Source organism: Pseudomonas asuensis, assembly GCF_014646755.1.
Lineage (GTDB): Bacteria > Pseudomonadota > Gammaproteobacteria > Pseudomonadales > Pseudomonadaceae > Chryseomonas > Chryseomonas asuensis.
The window spans coordinates 173,288-189,984 of record NZ_BMNW01000004.1; the positions used below are offsets into that span (position 1 = coordinate 173,288).

At 57.1% G+C, this 16,697-nt stretch carries 14 protein-coding genes; 6 read left to right on the top strand and 8 right to left on the bottom strand.

Annotation, left to right across the window (positions count from 1 at the left end; genetic code table 11):
* Nucleotides 1–34: 34 nt before the first annotated feature.
* On the bottom strand, nt 35–280 hold the full coding sequence (locus IEX86_RS10285) for a hypothetical protein (RefSeq protein WP_188866036.1): 246 nt from the start codon (nt 278–280) through the stop codon (nt 35–37).
* 527 nt (nt 281–807) lie between these two features.
* Here IEX86_RS10285 and algB point away from each other — a divergent pair.
* The gene (gene algB / locus IEX86_RS10290; protein ID WP_188866037.1) at nt 808–2,151 is read left to right on the top strand and encodes a sigma-54-dependent response regulator transcription factor AlgB; all 1,344 of its coding nucleotides are present in this window, start codon (nt 808–810) and stop codon (nt 2,149–2,151) included.
* The gene (locus IEX86_RS10295) at nt 2,148–3,938 is read left to right on the top strand and encodes an ATP-binding protein (RefSeq protein WP_188866038.1); all 1,791 of its coding nucleotides are present in this window, start codon (nt 2,148–2,150) and stop codon (nt 3,936–3,938) included. Before algB ends, IEX86_RS10295 begins: the two co-directional genes overlap by 4 nt.
* Nucleotides 3,939–3,967: 29 nt before the next feature.
* Here the strand turns inward: IEX86_RS10295 and IEX86_RS10300 are convergent, their stop codons facing one another.
* Both IEX86_RS10300 and IEX86_RS10305 read right to left on the bottom strand, forming a co-directional pair.
* On the bottom strand, nt 3,968–5,341 hold the full coding sequence (locus IEX86_RS10300; RefSeq protein ID WP_188866039.1) for an MFS transporter: 1,374 nt from the start codon (nt 5,339–5,341) through the stop codon (nt 3,968–3,970).
* Nucleotides 5,338–6,153, bottom strand: a complete 816-nt coding sequence (locus IEX86_RS10305; protein ID WP_229685302.1) for a siderophore-interacting protein — start codon at nt 6,151–6,153, stop codon at nt 5,338–5,340. The genes IEX86_RS10300 and IEX86_RS10305 overlap by 4 nt, the downstream gene beginning before the upstream one ends.
* Nucleotides 6,154–6,189: 36 nt before the next feature.
* Between IEX86_RS10305 and IEX86_RS10310 the strand changes: the two genes are divergently transcribed.
* Nucleotides 6,190–6,618 carry a MarR family winged helix-turn-helix transcriptional regulator gene (locus IEX86_RS10310; RefSeq protein ID WP_188866040.1) on the top strand — a complete coding sequence of 143 codons (429 nt, stop codon included), beginning with the start codon at nt 6,190–6,192 and terminating at the stop codon, nt 6,616–6,618.
* On the opposite strand, the gene IEX86_RS10315 is transcribed toward IEX86_RS10310, so the two are convergent.
* The 4 genes from IEX86_RS10315 to IEX86_RS10330 all read right to left on the bottom strand — a co-directional run bounded on the left by IEX86_RS10315 (nt 6,615) and on the right by IEX86_RS10330 (nt 11,278).
* Nucleotides 6,615–7,394, bottom strand: a complete 780-nt coding sequence (locus IEX86_RS10315) for an N-acetylmuramoyl-L-alanine amidase (protein WP_188866041.1) — start codon at nt 7,392–7,394, stop codon at nt 6,615–6,617. The two genes, IEX86_RS10310 and IEX86_RS10315, sit on opposite strands and share 4 nt — an antisense overlap.
* A 41-nt stretch (nt 7,395–7,435) precedes the next feature.
* Nucleotides 7,436–9,568 carry a GGDEF domain-containing protein gene (locus IEX86_RS10320; RefSeq protein ID WP_188866042.1) on the bottom strand — a complete coding sequence of 711 codons (2,133 nt, stop codon included), beginning with the start codon at nt 9,566–9,568 and terminating at the stop codon, nt 7,436–7,438.
* Between the two features lie 257 nt (nt 9,569–9,825).
* Nucleotides 9,826–10,455, bottom strand: coding sequence for a thiol:disulfide interchange protein DsbA/DsbL (locus tag IEX86_RS10325; protein ID WP_188866043.1), 630 nt, complete (start codon nt 10,453–10,455; stop codon nt 9,826–9,828).
* Between the two features lie 217 nt (nt 10,456–10,672).
* Nucleotides 10,673–11,278 (bottom strand): c-type cytochrome, encoded by a 606-nt coding sequence (locus IEX86_RS10330; RefSeq protein ID WP_188866044.1) that lies wholly within the window; start codon nt 11,276–11,278, stop codon nt 10,673–10,675.
* Nucleotides 11,279–11,427: 149 nt separating this feature from the next.
* On the opposite strand from IEX86_RS10330, the gene yihA reads away from it, so the two are divergent.
* Nucleotides 11,428–12,078: a ribosome biogenesis GTP-binding protein YihA/YsxC gene (gene yihA / locus IEX86_RS10335; RefSeq protein WP_188866045.1), complete on the top strand. Its 651-nt coding sequence runs from the start codon at nt 11,428–11,430 to the stop codon at nt 12,076–12,078.
* A 401-nt stretch (nt 12,079–12,479) separates the two neighbouring features.
* Here yihA and polA read toward each other — a convergent pair whose 3' ends face one another.
* Nucleotides 12,480–15,221, bottom strand: a complete 2,742-nt coding sequence (polA, locus tag IEX86_RS10340) for a DNA polymerase I (RefSeq protein WP_188866046.1) — start codon at nt 15,219–15,221, stop codon at nt 12,480–12,482.
* A gap of 72 nt (nt 15,222–15,293) precedes the next feature.
* Between polA and IEX86_RS10345 the strand changes: the two genes are divergently transcribed.
* Nucleotides 15,294–15,578, top strand: a complete 285-nt coding sequence (locus IEX86_RS10345) for a DUF2782 domain-containing protein (protein WP_188866047.1) — start codon at nt 15,294–15,296, stop codon at nt 15,576–15,578.
* Nucleotides 15,579–15,701: 123 nt separating this feature from the next.
* Entirely contained in the window at nt 15,702–16,652 is a 951-nt protein-coding gene (locus IEX86_RS10350) for a homoserine kinase (protein ID WP_188866048.1), read from the top strand.
* Nucleotides 16,653–16,697 lie beyond the last annotated feature (45 nt).

Here is a 16,697-nt window from a genome sequence, read left to right on the forward strand (position 1 = left end):
GGTTGTGTAGCTCCCGGACATCGCATGCGTCTCCTTAGAAAACCCAGCGAGTCTGACGGGGGAAACGGTCAACAGTAGATTGAGCCGGAATGGCTTTGTGCTGCTCAACGCTTACATGGCTTGCCAGAGGCTGAGCTGCTGGTGCCTTCACTTCAATGTGAGGTACAGCTTGCGGAGCGGCAACAGGAGTGGAAGAAGGGTCAACGGTGAACAGCACTGCTGCTACACCTGCGAAGAATGCCGAACAGATCATATTGTTACGTGCAATCTGGCTGACCATGGGTTTACTCCTTCAACTGTTATTGGCCGTTTCAGGCTCTATGCAAGAGATATTGCAGGCGGCATGCCAAGTTTTTGAATAAAAAAAACCATTAAAAATCAATAGCTTATAAATAGATGCCGCTTATTGCCGCTTGCATACTGCAAGATGCAGTCTCTGGAGCATTGCGTTTTGCATGATGCCTTTGAAGAAAAACCTCCCCTCTCTACGAACTTCTCAAGCCAAACGGTCTCTACTTGTGTTGCCTTCCTTCCAGGAAAGGGCAAAACCTCAGCGTTAGTGCCTCGTTGTCTGTGCCGCTTTCAGAGCTGGATCGGTAGTAAGGCTGGTGTTTTTCGAGGCTTCCCTGCAATTTGCATGGCCCCTCCTCTATCTGCCCCTTATCAGCGCGTCATGACATCTCATCAAAAGACTGGCATCTTTCGTCGTGCATATTGCAACTTGCACGATTTACAACTGACTAAGGGACAGACCTCCCGCCCCCCTCTGTTTATATAGGCGCGGGATGTACCTACGGAGAACATTCCATGGATCAACCGAACGGAAGGATTCTTCTCGTCGATGACGAGGCAGCGATCCTGCGTACTTTCCGTTTTTGCCTTGAAGATGCTGGCTATAGTGTTGCTACGGCCAACTCGGCAGCCCAAGCCGAAGCCCTGCTACTGCGACAGGTATATGACCTGTGCTTCCTCGACCTGCGCCTGGGTGAGGACAATGGTCTGGATGTGCTGCAACAGATGCGCATTCAGGCGCCCTGGATGCGGGTAGTGATCGTGACAGCCCACTCGGCTGTAGATACGGCGGTCGATGCCATGCAAGCCGGTGCTGCTGATTATCTGGTCAAGCCTTGTAGTCCTGATCAACTGCGTATGGCTGCAGCCAAGCAGTTGGAATTCCGCCAGCTGTCCGCTCGTCTCGAAGCGCTCGAAGGCGAAGTACGCAAATCCAGTTTGGGTCTGGAGTCGCGCAGCCCGGCGATGATGTCGATACTGGAAACGGCGCGGCAGGTCGCCACGACAGACGCGAATATTCTTATTCTGGGCGAGTCGGGCTCCGGCAAGGGCGAGCTGGCTCGCTCCATCCATGCCTGGAGCCGCCGCGCCAAGAAGACGTTTGTGACCATCAACTGCCCGTCACTCTCTGCTGACCTGATGGAAAGCGAAATGTTTGGCCATACCCGTGGCGCCTTTACCGGGGCCAGCGAGAGCACTCTGGGCCGGGTCAGCCAGGCAGATGGCGGCACCCTGTTTCTCGATGAGATCGGTGATTTCCCCCTGGCCCTGCAGCCCAAGCTGCTGCGCTTTATCCAGGATAAAGAGTACGAGCGGGTCGGCGATCCGGTTACGCGCCGGGCCGATGTGCGTATTCTGGCCGCAACCAACCGCAATCTTGAACAGATGGTGGCTGAAGGTGAATTCCGTGAAGACCTGCTTTATCGCCTGAATGTGATCGTGCTGACCCTGCCGCCGCTTCGCGAGCGTAAAGAAGACATCATCGATCTGGCCGAGCGTTTCCTGGCCCGCTTCGTCAAGGACTATGGCCGCCCGGCTCATGGCTTTAGCGAGGAAGCCAAGGAAGCCCTGCGTAAATACGATTGGCCCGGTAACGTGCGCGAACTACGCAACGTGATCGAGCGCGCCAGCATTATTTGCAGCAAGGATCTGGTAGACGTTATCAACCTTGGCCTGACCGAGCAGCCCAGCACAGCCAGCAGCGCACCGCGCGTGGGTGAAACCATGAGTCTCGAAGCGCTCGAAAAAGCGCATATTGCTGCGGTTATGGCAACGAGCGAAACGCTGGATCAGGCTGCCAAAATTCTCGGCATCGACTCGTCGACGCTCTACCGTAAACGTAAGCAGTATGGGCTATGAAGCTTCCGATAAAACTTCGGACACGGCTGTTCCTGAGTATTTCCGCGCTCATTACCGTAGCGCTGCTCGGGCTCATTATCGGACTGGTCAGTGTCTTACAGTTCTCCAATAGCCAGGAGAGCTACAACAAACATACGCTACTGTTCATCAACGCCTCTCTCGGGATGCGTCAGGAACTTAGCAACGAGCTATACGCGCTCATGGATGGAGTGCCGGATGTCGATCAGCTCCGCAACTACAACCAGGAGTTTCGTAATTACCTGGCCACCACCCAGAGCCTGGTCAGTAATCCAGACGATACCCATCGGCTGAGCCAGCTGGAGAGTAAGTACAACCAGTACTACAAAATGCTCGACAATCCCCCTGACGGGTACGCACAGCTCAGGGAAAACAGAGCCTTTCTGGATCTGGTCAATAGCCTGCGCAGCCAGGTGTATGACTTACAGACGAGCTTTATCAGCGACATGGACGGCACACAGCAGCGCGCCCATAACCAGGCTACGCTGATTGCCGTTCTGCTGGGCCTTGTTGGGCTGGCCATCCTGGGTATCGGTTTTGCAACGGCCAACACCATTGCACGGCGCTTCGGTGGGCCCATTGATTCGCTGGCCAACGCAGCTGACCAGATCAGCCAGGGTCACTTCGATATTACCCTGCCCACATCAAAAGTTACCGAGCTGGCCTTGCTCAGCCGCCGCTTTGGCTCCATGGCTGACTCCCTGCGCCAACTGAGCCAGACTAATATTGAAGCCCTGGTTGCCGGACAGCGTCGCTTGCAGGCGGTACTGGACAGCATTGATTACGGCCTGATCATCCTTGACTACCTCGGTCACATCGAACACGCCAACCCTGTGGCCAATCGCCAGCTGGGGTGGGATGATGAGCGTCAGGGCCAACTCCTGGGCGAAGCCCTGCAACGCCCGGACATCGACGCAGCCGTACAGCGGGTATTATCCGGCAAGACGCTGGAAGCTGTTCCGGAAGATCTGCAGATCGATATTGCTGGCGAAACCCGCCTGCTTGCCTGGACAGTAACGCCGGTCAACCATGCCGACGGCCGAAGTGTCGGGGCTCTGATGGTCTTGCGTGATGTAACCGAGCAGCGCGCCTTCGACCGCGTCCGCAATGAATTCGTCCTGCGGGCCTCCCATGAGCTACGCACGCCGGTAACCGGCATGCATATGGCATTCGCCTTGTTGCAGGAGCGTCTGAAGTTTCCCGAGGACTCGCGCGAAGCCTATCTGCTACAGACGGTAGATGAAGAAACTCATCGGCTGGTTCGCCTGATCAACGACTTGTTGGACTTCTCGCGCTACCAGAGCGGCTTGCAGCGCCCTGAAAAAGTCCCGAGCGAAGTCAGCGAACTGCTTGATCAGGCCCGTGCCCGGCATGCTGATGCCGCTCGGGATAAGTCGGTCGAACTGGTAGTCGAGTTGCTGCATACCCCGTTACCCCGCGTCACGCTTGACCCGGCGCAGATGGGTCGGGTACTGGATAACCTCATCAGCAATGCGCTACGCCATACGCCTGCGGGTGGCCGCGTCTCGCTTCAGGCCATGCGCCAGAACGATCGTCTGCTTATGGCCGTACAGGACAATGGCGAAGGGATTGCCTATGCCCAGCAGGGTCGGGTATTCGAGCCATTCGTGCAGATTGGCACCAAGAAAGGCGGTGCCGGCCTTGGCCTTGCGCTTTGCAAGGAGATCATTCAGCTCCATGGCGGACGTATCGGCGTTGTTTCACGGCCGGGCCAGGGCACGCAATTCTTCATGACCCTGCCAACCTGAATGAAAAAGCCGCCCACTGGGCGGCTTTTTCATGAGCCTTGAATACGTGGCGCTCGCCAGCTTGCCCAGGCAGCGGCCAGCCCCATCATCGAAGCCAGTACCAACCCCAGTCGAGGAGCGCTTTCCGGCCAGAGATGGAGCAGGATAGCCAACGCTGTGGCCCCCAGCGCCATGCCGGTCTGCCGTGCAGTAGCCTGCATGCCTCCTGTTGCACCCGTACGGGAAGAAGGCGTGGATGTCAGCATGATCCGGTTATTGGGCACTTGGAAAAAGCCAAACCCCAAACCACCGATAATCATGAACGCTACCAAGGGCCCTTGCCCTTCCGCCAGCGGCCAGACGGCGGTAATAGCCAAACCCAGGGCGATACCCAGACCACCGAGCATACAGAGCGTCTGTGGGCGATAGTGATCGGCCAAGCGGCCAGCGACTTGAGCGGCCACGGCTACCGTTAGCGGCCAGGACAGCATCAGCAATGCCACATGCACCGGCGTCAGCCCCAGCTGATGCTGCAGGTAGAAGGGAATAGCCAGAAAGCACAACATCTGAGCAGCGAAAGAGCAAATAGACGCCATGATGGCATGACGAAACTGGGGGTGCTCAATCAGATCCACCGGCAACAGCGGCGCTGCCTGTCCACGCTCATGATGCAGCAGCCCCCATAAACAGCCAGCGGCTACCACTAACAGCACGACGCCTTGCAGGGGTTCTACCGCAATCCGTTCAAGCCCACCGATTCCACAGCAGAAGAGGCCGATATTAAGGAGGACACTGAGTGGGTCAATGCGGCGTTGGGCTTGCGGGTTATCCGGTAATGCCTTGAGCAGCATTAGAACAACCAGTCCTATCGGTAGGTTGATTGCAAACAGCCAGGGCCATCCGCCCAAGGCAAGAATACCCGCGCCAAGGCTCGGTGCCAGAGCCGAACCCAAGGCAACACAGAGCGCATTGATGCCTATCCCCCGCCCAAGTAAGTGTTTGGGGTAGGTCAGCTTTACGATGCCTGCACTGACGCACATGATCGCGGCAGCTCCGATGCCTTGAAGCGCGCGTGCCAGCACCAGCCAGAAGAGATCCGGTGCCAATGCACACCCGAGCGATGCCAGACTGAACAGGCAGACCCCCGCACCAAATACGCGACGCAGGCTGATCCGCTCGGACAGCGCCGCCAAAGGCAGCAGCAGAGCCACCAGTGCCAGTTGATAGGCACTGACGATCCAGACGGATTGAGCCGCTGAGACATCAAGGGCCCGGGCAATAGTCGGTAGCGCCAGGTTGGCGATGCCTGCGTCCAGAACCGTCATGCTGACAGCCGTTAGCAAGGCCGCAATGGCCTTGTAACGTCGCGGCGTTGGCAGGCCGTCGGTGCTTGTAGAGGCTGAAGATGCGGTAGTTGCGTTCAATCTTCGAGCTTCACATGCTGATCGCTTTCGCCGCGCTTCCAGTAACCGGACGCTCTTACCCATTCTCGGGGCAATCCATGCTGCTCGATCATCACCTGCCGTGCTGCACGCGCGGCGCTGGCCTCGCTGGCAATCCAGGCATAGCCTTCACCGGGTGGCAGCTGTAGCCGAGCCAAGGAATCCGCCAATGAGTCACTGGCTGTCTCACGGTGTACCCAGATCACTGTTACGGCCGCCTGACTGGGTAATGGAATTTCAGCACCCGGACGGGCTACTTCAACCAGAGCAATAGCCGTCTTGCCTGCCGGTAGCTCCTCAAGCCGGCGCGCCATAGCAGGCAGGGCTGTTTCGTCACCGGCCAGCACATACCAGTCAAAGTCGTTGGGCGGAAGCGTCGAGCCTCTGGGACCGCCAATCACGATCTCATCGCCCGGCTGGGCCTGCGTAGCCCAGGTGGTTACCACGCCGGTCTCATGCAGGTAGAAATCGATCGCCAGCTCGCCTGTAGCAGGGTCGTAGTAACGGGGGGTGTAATGACGACCTACGAGTGCATCCATGGGAGCGCTGCGAATGGGCGTGTCGTCGGCTGGCAGGAAAAGCTTGATGTGGTCATCGAACGCTGGACTGTTGAAATCAGCAAGGTCCGGGCCGCCAAAGGTCAGGCGGAGCATATCGCCGCCCAGGTTTTCCCGGCGTATGACAGTGGCCCAGCGACGCTTGAGTTCATGACGGATACGCTGAAAAACATGACGCGTACTGGAATCCGTCGTGCTGCTATGAAATGATGTAGCCATTAAGGAGGACCCATTCATTGAGGTTCCTCACTATATTCAGGACAAGTATGTGTCATGTCAATCATTTTTGAAATCTCTGACGCCCTACACGACATCAAGCGCAGCATGCGCCAGCATCTGGACAGCGCCCTGCAAGCTTCAGGTCTCTCGTTTGCTCGCTACAAGGTCATGAGCCTCCTGGACAAGCTTGGGCCTTGCCGCCCAGGCGTACTCGCTGAACACTTGAAGCATGCGCCCCGCACCCTGACTGATGCCATCGATGCGTTGGAGCGTGATGGGCTGGTCCGCCGTGAGCCTCACCCGGATGATCGCCGCGCGGTATTGGTTCATCTGACTGATGCCGGTCGACAAGCGCTTACACTCGCGCAGGCACCGAGGCAGCAGGCACTGAAAGCTGTCTTCGCACCACTCAATGATGATGAGCAGGCACAACTGCTGCACCTGCTGGGCAAGGTCCGCAACACGAACCAGAAGGTTGATTAACGACCTGTTGGCAAACTGAGCAGCAAGGCTGCCGTCTGCAGGTCCGGCTCTCCATCAAAGCGGCCTGGACGATATTTCATCTGGAAGGCAGCAATCACATCGCGAGTCGCTTTATCCAGCATGCCAGTCTGCGGCACGGTATAGCCGACACGGGCCAATTGTTGCTGGAACCAGGCGGGCGGCGGAAGTATTCCGCCCAGGCTGGCCTGTCGCTGTGCCACGGTAGCAGGGGATGGCCAGTTGACGATGCCAGCCGCAGCGAGGCGCGCCCAAGGAAACATTGGCCCCGGATCCTGCTTGCGGGACGGTGCAATATCGCTGTGGCCAATCACGGCATTCGGCCCTAGGTGATGACGCTGCTGGATATCTTTGAGCAACGGGATGAGCGCTTTGATTTGCTCTTCCGTGAAGGGAAACCACTGACGCCCTGTGGGTGTATCGCGGAAGCCGAGATTTACCATCTCGATCCCAATCGATGTTGCGTTAAGCCAGGTACGCCCTTCCCACTCGCTTTGTCCGGCATGCCAGGCACGGCGGTTTTCGTCTACCAACTGGTAGATCGTACCATCCTGGTCAATCATGTAATGGGCGCTTACGCCGCCCTTGGTCAGCATGGCCAGCGAGCGCTGCGAGTCAGCCGCGGTGTAATGCAGCACAATATACTGCACACGGCTGTCCTGGTCCTTGGCGGTGTAGTCTGTATTGATCTTGAGCCCACCGGCACAACCGGTGAGCAAGGTGATAAAAAGCACTAACAGGGGCAGTAGCAGACGCATAACGCAAGGACCTCAAACAGCTTTGTAAGATACGGCGGCCGTCAGGCCAGCTCGGTTCGGTTCCGCCCTCCACGCTTGGCACGATATAGCGCCTGGTCCGCACGTTCGAAAGCCTGCTTGCTGCCCTCGCCTGTCTGGAACGCCGTGAGGCCGGCCGAGCAGGTTATGGTGACGCGCTCGCCCTTGAAATGGAACGGGCAGGATTCGATTGCCGTACGTAATTCGTGAATCAGTGGCTCGCCTTCTTCGATGGGTGTATTAGGCAACAGGACAACAAACTCTTCTCCACCGAAACGTGCGATAAAATCGCCTCGCCGCAATTTCTTACTCAACTGGCTGCCAATGATCTTGAGTACCTTGTCGCCAGCCAGATGGCCAAAGTCATCATTGACCCGCTTGAAGTGATCCACGTCGATCACAGCCAGCAAAAGGCTATTGTGATACCGCTGCCAGAGTGATACTTCAGCATCCAGCCGCTCGGCCCAGGCGGCGCGGTTAGGCAGCCCGGTCAACGGATCGGTAAGTGCTTTCTTACGCTGCTCCTCAACATGAGAGCGGTAATCATCAGCCTCCTGCTCCATGCTGGCGACGCGCTCCGAGAGCGTTTTTAGCCGCTCGGCCATTGCCTGCTCGCGCGCTTCACGCTGCTGCTGGTAACGCTCCATATTGGACAGCATGCCATCAAGACGACTTTCCAGCGCCTGCTTCACGTTATCGGGCTCGGCGGCCTCCTGCACATGGGTTTGCAGATCACTTACCTGCTCCCGCAGCTCTTCGCTAAAGGAACGCTCCTGCTCACGGGCCTCGTCGTGACCTTCATTAACCTTTTGCAGGTGATTCTGAAAGCCATCCAGGCGCTGATTGAGCTGCTTGAGATAGCCCTCGAATTCGCGATGGCCCTGATCATTGAGCGATAGCACAAGACCCGAAAGATCATCCAGCAAGGGCACCAACTCATACCAGTTCAAGCGGCCGAACATGCGCTGACGCAACGCCTCGGCCTGCGGCTTATGGCTTTCAGGCAGCTGCAATTCATCCAGCAGGTGAATCAGTGTCGCCTCAATGTGCGGGGCGATAGCACTATAACCGGGCTCTGGCGGAGGTGGCAGATCAAACGCCGCCGATTCCGCTGTGGTTACGGTGGGGCCTGCTTCAAGCGGATCGCCCGTGGTAGTACTTGATACTGGAGGCTGATCCTCTGTCTCCGCCCCAGCGCCTGTCTCTGCCTGTGTTTCTACTTCAACCTCTGCCGATTCATCCGTCTTGGCTGCAATTGTTTCAGCGGTAGAAACCTTCTCGGGCTCGACAGTCTTAAAACTTTCGCTTTCATCAGCGATGGCCGTGTCGGCAGGAACTTCCTTGAGCGGCTCAGCGATAGCTGAAGAGGCAGATGCAGGCTCAGCAGCCGGCTCGACTAATACCTCTTGCTGGACCGTAGGCTTAGGCTCTTCGACAGGTACGGGTATCGATGCTGTCTCAGGCTCGGGTTTGTCTAGCTTAGACGGTGCAGTTTTCTCAGGCTTGGCCGGATCGGCGGGCGCCGGTAGTTCGACAGCAGTTGAAACCGCCCCATCCTCCAGATCCTCTTCGTCGTCCTCATCCTGCCGAACCGGTACAGGCTGGGGCTGGGGGACAACAGGTGTTTCCCCTTTACCTTTTCCGAGCAGACGCTCTAGAAATCCAGGCTTATGGGGCTGGGCATTGGCCTGGGCCTCCAGGGCCTGACGTTGCAGCTGGCTAAGCTCAATGACCAGCTTGGGGAAATCACCAGGCTGTTCGGCTGAAGCGGCAGACTTCTTGGCAAAGCGCTTTAGCGACTTGCGGATATCCCGAGGCAGCGGCAAGGCCATCAGCATGTGAGACAGGTCCGCAAATGCCTGGGCCGCCTGCTCGGCACGCTCGCTACGGCGACGCTCCGACTCAAGCACTGTCTTTTCCAGGCGCGGAATCATGCGTGAGAGTTCATCGTCCATGTTCTCGTGGCGCAGGATATTACGCAAATCATGCAGGCACTCGTCCACCGCCTTATCATTGCCTTCGGCTGCGATACTGGTGCGGGTCAGACCACGGCGCACCAGATCCAGACGGGCCTCCCAGCGTGCCACGACTTCTTCCTGGCGCTCGACAACTTCCAGGTATTTGTTTTTCCAGCGTTCGAGATCGTCCTGGCTCATGTCAGGCCCCGGGAGAGCAGCATTGGTAAATCAAAAGCGTTATGCATGTTTTAGCAGACGCCACAGGTCATATGGGTTCGATAAGGTTCATAGCCGCTATAACGGCCAAAATAACCCGGCCTTTAGCATGTCATGCAAAACTGTGATACAGGTTGTAAACAGCGCCAGAAGGACGCCAAGCAACCGGAGGAGATAATGAGAGGCCAGCCGGGAATACCGCCTGGAGGGGCCTACCAGACAGGCAGGCCCGGCAGGGGTCACTTGGCGGAGCGTTCTTTCTGGATCAGGAAGTCAGCCACTTGCAGGGCTTGGTCAGGGCCTCCTGCGCTGCCTAGATCAAAGCGGTATTTGCCATTGACGACCATAGTCGGCACACCACTGATCTGATAGGCCATAGCCAGCTTCTTGTCCTTCTCAACCTGTCCCTTCACGGCGAAGGAATTGTAGGTGCTCAGGAATTTCTCTCGGTCAACGCCCTGGCTGACCAGAAAGTCAGCCATTTCCTCAGGTGTAGCCAGCTTCTGGTGTCCCTTGTGAATAGCCGCAAACACCGCTTCATGTACTTTCTGCTCGACACCCATGGCTTCCAGGGTGATGAATACCTGGCCATGAACGTTCCAGATACCACCAAACATGGCCGGTACACGGCGGAAATTTACGTCGTCAGGCAGTTTCTTGGACCAGGCATTGAGGGTAGGCTCAAAGGCATAGCAGTGAGGGCAGCCATACCAGAACAGCTCGACGACTTCGATCTTGCCCGGTGTAGCCACTGGGACCGGGTTAGTCATCTCCGTGTATTGTTTGCCAGGTTCGATTCCCTGCGCATTGGCAAACGTACCAAACAGGCCCGAAAAGGCTAATACAGCGGTAAAAATCAGGTTACGCATTAATCTACTCCTGGGCTGAAACGCCGTACTGCGAAGCTCGCAGCAGGCAGGCCGCACCGAACAAAGCCATGCTTCAATCGAAGCGTGCGACGGGGTCTGCCATTGTAGCGGTCATCAGAACCAAAATGGGTGGCTAGCGCAGCGCTTTTTAACGGGGCATTCAGGCTTGATTCAACTTTTCCGCGTACCCGTGCTGACGTAGCGCCTGCAATTAACTCTAGTGCAGTCCCTGAATATAGGTCGCCAGTGCAGAAATATCCTGGTCGGAAAGCTTATTGGCAATGCTGCGCATCATCATGGCGTCTCCGTCATTGGTGCGCTGCCCTTCGCGAAAAGCCGTCAGCTGTTTGATCGTATAAACCGTATGCTGACCAGACAGCAGTGGAAAGCCAGCCGGACTATTGCCGACACCATCCGGCGCATGGCATCCCGTACAGGCAGGAACCCCCTGCTCAAGACGCCCCCCTCGATAAAGCGCCTCACCAGCCGCCACCAGCGCGGGGTCGGCTGCGCCGATTTCGGTTTTTTGCGAGGAAAAATAAGCGGCTAAATCTTCAATATCCTGATCGCTCAAGGCTGGCATGAACGCCATCATTTCAGGGACGGGGCGCTCGTCCTTTTTGATATCGTGGAGTTGCTTGATCAAATAGCGCTCGCCCTGGCCGGCAATCTTGGGAAAATTAGGTACAGGGCTGTTACCATCAGGTCCATGACAGGCGCCACATACAGTCGACTTGGCCTGACCTGCAGTGGCATCGCCTGCGGCCTGGGCCGTTATGCTTATTCCCAGGGTGAGCATAAGGCTCACCATCAGTGTTTTCATCCGTCGATCCATTACGCCTGTGTACGGGACGCAAGCCAGCCTGCTCGACCCCAGGCATACTATGCGTACAGAATCTGCATCATTCTATAGAGACGGCTCCGCTGAGCGAAAGCGGGAGTCGCAGCGCCGCGGCGCCATCGAGACCTACTATGACGTTTAAAAATCCTATTATTGGCCTTTGCCAACAAGCGACTTACCAGATCAGCGCCACCCGTGTGGACCAGTGCCCGCCCGATATGGGTTATGAAGTGGCCTTTGCCGGTCGCTCGAACGCAGGCAAATCCAGTGCGCTTAATACGCTGACTCATGCAAGCCTTGCCCGTACGTCCAAAACACCCGGCCGTACCCAGATGCTCAACTTTTTCAAATTGGACGAGGAGCGTCGCCTGGTCGACCTGCCAGGCTACGGTTATGCAAAAGTCCCAATCCCGCTCAAGCAACACTGGCAGCAGCACCTGGAAGCCTACTTGGGCAGCCGTGAGAGCCTTGTGGGCATCGTGTTGCTCATGGACATCCGCCACCCCCTGACGGAATTCGATCTTCTGATGCTGGACTGGGGCAAGGCGAGCCGTATGCCGATCCATGTCCTGTTGACCAAAGCCGACAAGCTGGCCTTTGGCGCAGCCAAGAATGCACTGCTCAAGGTGCAGCGCGATATCAAGAAAGGCTGGGGGGACAATGCCAGCATACAGTTGTTCTCGGCACCCAAACGCCAGGGTATCGAAGATGCGCACAAAGTCTTGGCCAGCTGGCTGGGCCTGATGGAAGACGACACAGGTGAGAGCGAAGCGGCTGAATAACGCTTCAAGCCTCTTGTTTGATTGCCAGGGTTGCCAGAGTACACCCTGGCAGGACGCTGCCCGTGTTCCCCCTTTTCTGTAAGCAAAAAAAAACCCGATCTTCATTGGGGAGGGGAAAAGATCGGGGTTTAAGTTCGGACCGCTAGGGCGGGGTCCGTTAATCTGCCAACACTAAAACAGCAAAGGAGCATCGAAGGGCTTTTCTAAGCCATTCACAAAATAAGACAGAACGGCCTCACAAAAGTTCTCCGTTCATCGCAAAAATGTCATAAGTCCTTGTTATTTTGGCAGAGCACACGTTCTCATTTTTACGATACCGGCCAATTCATAGCATTTTAAAAGCATTTCGCCATAAAATCCTGCAAAAAGGCCCCTATTGAGGCCCATTGCATCTGCCTTAGTTAGTGCGCCTCGTCCCAGTTGCAGCCGACCCCGGCCTCCACCAACAGCGGCACGTCCAGATCAGCAGCGCCGCTCATAAGCGGGCAAAGCTGTTCACGTACGGTTTCAACCAGATCTTCCCGCACTTCGAGTACCAGTTCATCGTGTACCTGAAGAATTACGCGGGCGTCTATACCGCTGCTTTGCAGCCAGTCATCCACACGCACCATGGCGCGCTTCATGATATCTGCAGCAGTTCCCTGCATCGGCGCATTGATCGCGGCACGTTCGGCACCGCGGCGGATGTTCTGGTTCTTGGAGTGAATATCCGGCAGGTACAGACGGCGGCCAAATAATGTCTCTACATAGCCTTGGTCCACTACCTGGGCACGGGTGCGCTCCATGTAGGCCAGTACACCCGGATAGCGCAGGAAATAACGGTCGATGTAGGCCTGTGCTTCCTTACGATCTACACCAATCTGTTTAGCCAGGCCAAACGAGCTCATGCCGTAGATCAGGCCAAAGTTAATTGCCTTGGCGCGGCGGCGTTGCTCATGGGTTACATCGTCCAGGTTTACTCCCATGACCTCGGCAGCTGTGGCACGGTGTACATCCAGATCATTCTGGAAGGCATGCAACAAACCTTCGTCCTGCGCCAGATGCGCCATGATGCGCAGCTCGATTTGGGAATAGTCCGCCGCCATCAGTTTGTAGCCCTTGGGCGCGATGAAGGCCTGCCGAATACGACGCCCCTCGGCGGTACGAATCGGGATGTTTTGCAGGTTCGGGTCGGATGAAGACAAGCGCCCCGTCGCCGTTACCGCCTGATGATAAGAGGTATGGATACGCCCGGTGTGCGGATTGATCTGCTGGGGAAGCTTGTCGGTGTAGGTGCTCTTGAGCTTGCTCATCGAGCGGTGCTGCATGATGACCTTGGGCAGTGGGTAGTCCTGATCAGCCAGTTCCTGAAGCACCGCTTCTGCAGTGGAGGGTTGACCGGAAGCGGTCTTGGATACAACCGGCAGACCCAGCTTCACGAACAGGATTTCGCCAAGTTGCTTGGGTGAGCCCAGGTTGAACTCCTGGCCAGCCAATTCATAGGCTTCTTTTTCCAAGGCGATCATTTTTTCGCCCAGCTCACGGCTCTGTATGCCTAGTAGCTCACGGTCGACAAATGCACCGTTCTGCTCGATACGCGCCAGCACCGGAACCAGTGGCATCTCGATCTCTTTCAACACACCTGCCAACGCCGGAACGGCTTCAAGCTTGGGCCACAGGGCCTGATGCAGACGCAGGGTAACGTCGGCGTCCTCAGCGGCATAGGGGCCTGCCTGTTCCAGGGCGATCTGATCAAAGGTCAGCTGCTTGGCGCCTTTGCCAGCGATATCCTCGAAGCGAATAGTGCTGTGGCCAAGGTACTTGAGTGCCAGGCTGTCCATGTCGTGGCGGGTGGCGGTGGCATCCAGCACATAGGATTCGAGCATGGTGTCGAAGGCAATGCCGCGCAGGGTGATGCCATAGCGGGCAAAGACATTCTTGTCGTACTTGCCATGCTGCATAACCTTGCACTTGGTCTCGTCTTCCAGCAGCGGTTTTAGCGCAGCCAGTACGGCATCACGATCGAGCTGGGTCGGAGCGCCCATGTAATTGTGTGCAACGGGCACATAGGCCGCCTCGCCTGCCGTTACCGCAAACGAGATACCCGCCAGATCCGCCTGATGGGCGTCCAGGCTGTTGGTTTCAGTGTCCAACGCAAACAGGTCAGCCGCCTTGAGCTTTTCCAGCCAAGCGTCGAATTCTTCCTGCGTCAGGACCGTCTGGTAGTTCAGCTCCAGCGTAGCCTGCTCACTTTCGCCCAAGGGCAGCGGCTCTCCGCTGTCCTTGGCTTCACGCAGCAAATCGTCCAGCCAGGACTTGAACTCCATTTCCTTGTACAGGGCAATCAGCGCCTCGCGGTGCGGCTCTTCTGGCATCAGCTCATCAAACTTTACATCGAGCGGAACATCGATCTTGATAGTTGCCAGTTGATAGGAGAGGTACGCCTGATCACGGTGTTGCTCTAGCTTGGCGGCCAGTGACTTGGCACCACGAATCGGTAGGGTGGCTACCTTGTCCAGATTGCTATAGAGCACATCCAGGCCACCGCCAATGCCGTTGAGCAGGCCACAGGCCGTCTTTTCACCAATCCCGGGCACGCCGGGAATGTTATCGATCTTGTCACCCATGAGGGCCAGAAAATCGATGATGTGCTCAGGGCCAACACCGAATTTTTCCTTTACACCCTCAATATCCAGCACGCTTCCACTCATGGTGTTGACCAGCGTGACATGCTCGCAGACCAGCTGCGCCATGTCCTTGTCGCCAGTCGAAATCACTACCGGCCGTGAGGCAGCCGCGCAGCTACGAGCCAGGGTGCCGATCACATCATCTGCCTCCACCCCTTCTACATTGAGAAGTGGCAGGCCCAGCGCTCGGATGCAGGCATGCAGGGGTTCGACCTGACTGCGCAGATCGTCCGGCATGGATGGCCGATGCGCCTTGTAGTCGGCGAAGAGTTCATCCCGGAATGTCGGGCCCTTGGCATCGAAGACCACGGCAAAGGGGCTGTCCGGGTACTGTCTGCGTAAGGACAGCAGCATGTTAAGGACGCCTTTCACGGCGCCGGTCGGCCTGCCGGTCGAGGTCATCAAGGGCGGCAAGGCATGGAAGGCACGGTAGAGGTAGGAGGAACCGTCCACCAGGACGAGAGGCGCTTGGCTCATGAGCGAGATCAACCTTTTCGCGAGGTCCAGAGGTAGAATTTCCTCTGACCTATTCAAAAGGACAAGGTTACCATGCGTGTGCTCAGACGACTTTTACTGATCAGTCTTTTCGCTGCTCCCCTTGCACCTGCACTGGCCCAGGAAGAAGCGCCCTCACCGGAGCCGGACGTGACGATCCGCCACGACGGCGACAAGACCATTCAGGAATACCGGGTGAACGGATTTCTGTATGCCATCAAGATTACGCCCAAGCATGGCAAGCCGTATTTTCTAGTACGTGCCGATGGCGACAGTAATTTTATCCGCTCAGATCAGCCCGACATGCTGATTCCCCAGTGGGAAATCTTCCGCTGGTGATTTTATTCGGCCCTGTCAGTATGGGTGGCTGTTCCTTAGACGGCGGCAGGCGGTAAACTGCCCGCCGTTTTTCGGCCTGCTGGCCGTTCTCCGTCCATGACGCTTTGAGGAAAGCTTCACCCCATGTCTGTCTTTACGCCGCTTGATCGTCCGACACTTGAAGCTTTCCTGGCCCCATACGGCCTCGGCCGCCTACGTGATTTCCGCGGTATTGCGGAAGGGTCCGAGAACACCAATTATTTCGTTAGCCTTGAGGGTGGCGAGTTCGTTCTGACATTGGTCGAGCGTGGCCCGGCCGCTGACTTACCGTTCTTCATCCAGCTTTTAGACGTGCTGCACGAAGCCGACCTGCCTGTGCCCTATGCACTGCGTACCGAAGCGGGTGATGGGCTACGGATGCTCAAAGGCAAGCCGGCACTCCTGCAGCCGCGTCTGCCAGGCAAACATGAGCGCTCACCTAACGCCCATCATTGCCAGGAGGTCGGCTCGCTGCTTGCCGGTATTCACCTGGCAACGCGTGACCAGATTATAGAGCGCCCAAGTGACCGAGGCCTTGCCTGGATGCTGGAGCAGGGCCCGCAGCTGGCAGCCGAGCTACCGGAAGCGGCCAATGCCATGCTGCACAAGGCGCTCGATGAAATCGATGCGCTAGTGAAACGAAACCCTAGGCTTCCCAGCGCCAACCTGCACGCCGATCTGTTTCGCGATAATGTCATGTTCGACGGTCCGCACCTGTCCGGTGTGATCGACTTCTACAACGCCTGCTCCGGCTGGATGCTCTACGATCTGGCGATCACCGTGAACGACTGGTGCTCCCGGGATGACGGCTCCCTTGAGGAGCACCGAGCAAGAACCCTGCTAAGCGCTTATGCCGCCAAGCGCCGCTTTACGCCGCTTGAAGTCGAACTCTGGCCGATCATGTTGCGGATTGCCTGCGTACGCTTCTGGCTGTCCCGCCTGATCGCCGCCAAGGCGTTTGCCGGTCAGGATGTACTGATCCACGACCCTGCCGAATTCGAGCATCGACTCGCCCAACGCCAGCAGGTTGCGCTGGCATTGCCCATGTCGCTTTAGCAATTCATGACCCAGGGGCTCGGTAGACCCAAGCCCCTGTCGGGA

Excerpts from the sequence above, each read along its gene's own strand:
- IEX86_RS10330 (WP_188866044.1), bottom strand. The coding sequence starts at position 11,278 with ATGAAAACACTGATGGTGAGCCTTATGCTCACCCTGGGAATAAGCATA.
- yihA (WP_188866045.1), top strand. The coding sequence starts at position 11,428 with ATGACGTTTAAAAATCCTATTATTGGCCTTTGCCAACAAGCGACTTAC.
- IEX86_RS10305 (WP_229685302.1), bottom strand. The coding sequence starts at position 6,153 with ATGAATGGGTCCTCCTTAATGGCTACATCATTTCATAGCAGCACGACG.
- IEX86_RS10325 (WP_188866043.1), bottom strand. The coding sequence starts at position 10,455 with ATGCGTAACCTGATTTTTACCGCTGTATTAGCCTTTTCGGGCCTGTTT.
- IEX86_RS10350 (WP_188866048.1), top strand. The coding sequence starts at position 15,702 with ATGTCTGTCTTTACGCCGCTTGATCGTCCGACACTTGAAGCTTTCCTG.
- IEX86_RS10345 (WP_188866047.1), top strand. The coding sequence starts at position 15,294 with ATGCGTGTGCTCAGACGACTTTTACTGATCAGTCTTTTCGCTGCTCCC.
- IEX86_RS10285 (WP_188866036.1), bottom strand. The coding sequence starts at position 280 with ATGGTCAGCCAGATTGCACGTAACAATATGATCTGTTCGGCATTCTTC.
- algB (WP_188866037.1), top strand. The coding sequence starts at position 808 with ATGGATCAACCGAACGGAAGGATTCTTCTCGTCGATGACGAGGCAGCG.
- IEX86_RS10310 (WP_188866040.1), top strand. The coding sequence starts at position 6,190 with ATGTCAATCATTTTTGAAATCTCTGACGCCCTACACGACATCAAGCGC.
- IEX86_RS10315 (WP_188866041.1), bottom strand. The coding sequence starts at position 7,394 with ATGCGTCTGCTACTGCCCCTGTTAGTGCTTTTTATCACCTTGCTCACC.
- polA (WP_188866046.1), bottom strand. The coding sequence starts at position 15,221 with ATGAGCCAAGCGCCTCTCGTCCTGGTGGACGGTTCCTCCTACCTCTAC.
- IEX86_RS10320 (WP_188866042.1), bottom strand. The coding sequence starts at position 9,568 with ATGAGCCAGGACGATCTCGAACGCTGGAAAAACAAATACCTGGAAGTT.
- IEX86_RS10295 (WP_188866038.1), top strand. The coding sequence starts at position 2,148 with ATGAAGCTTCCGATAAAACTTCGGACACGGCTGTTCCTGAGTATTTCC.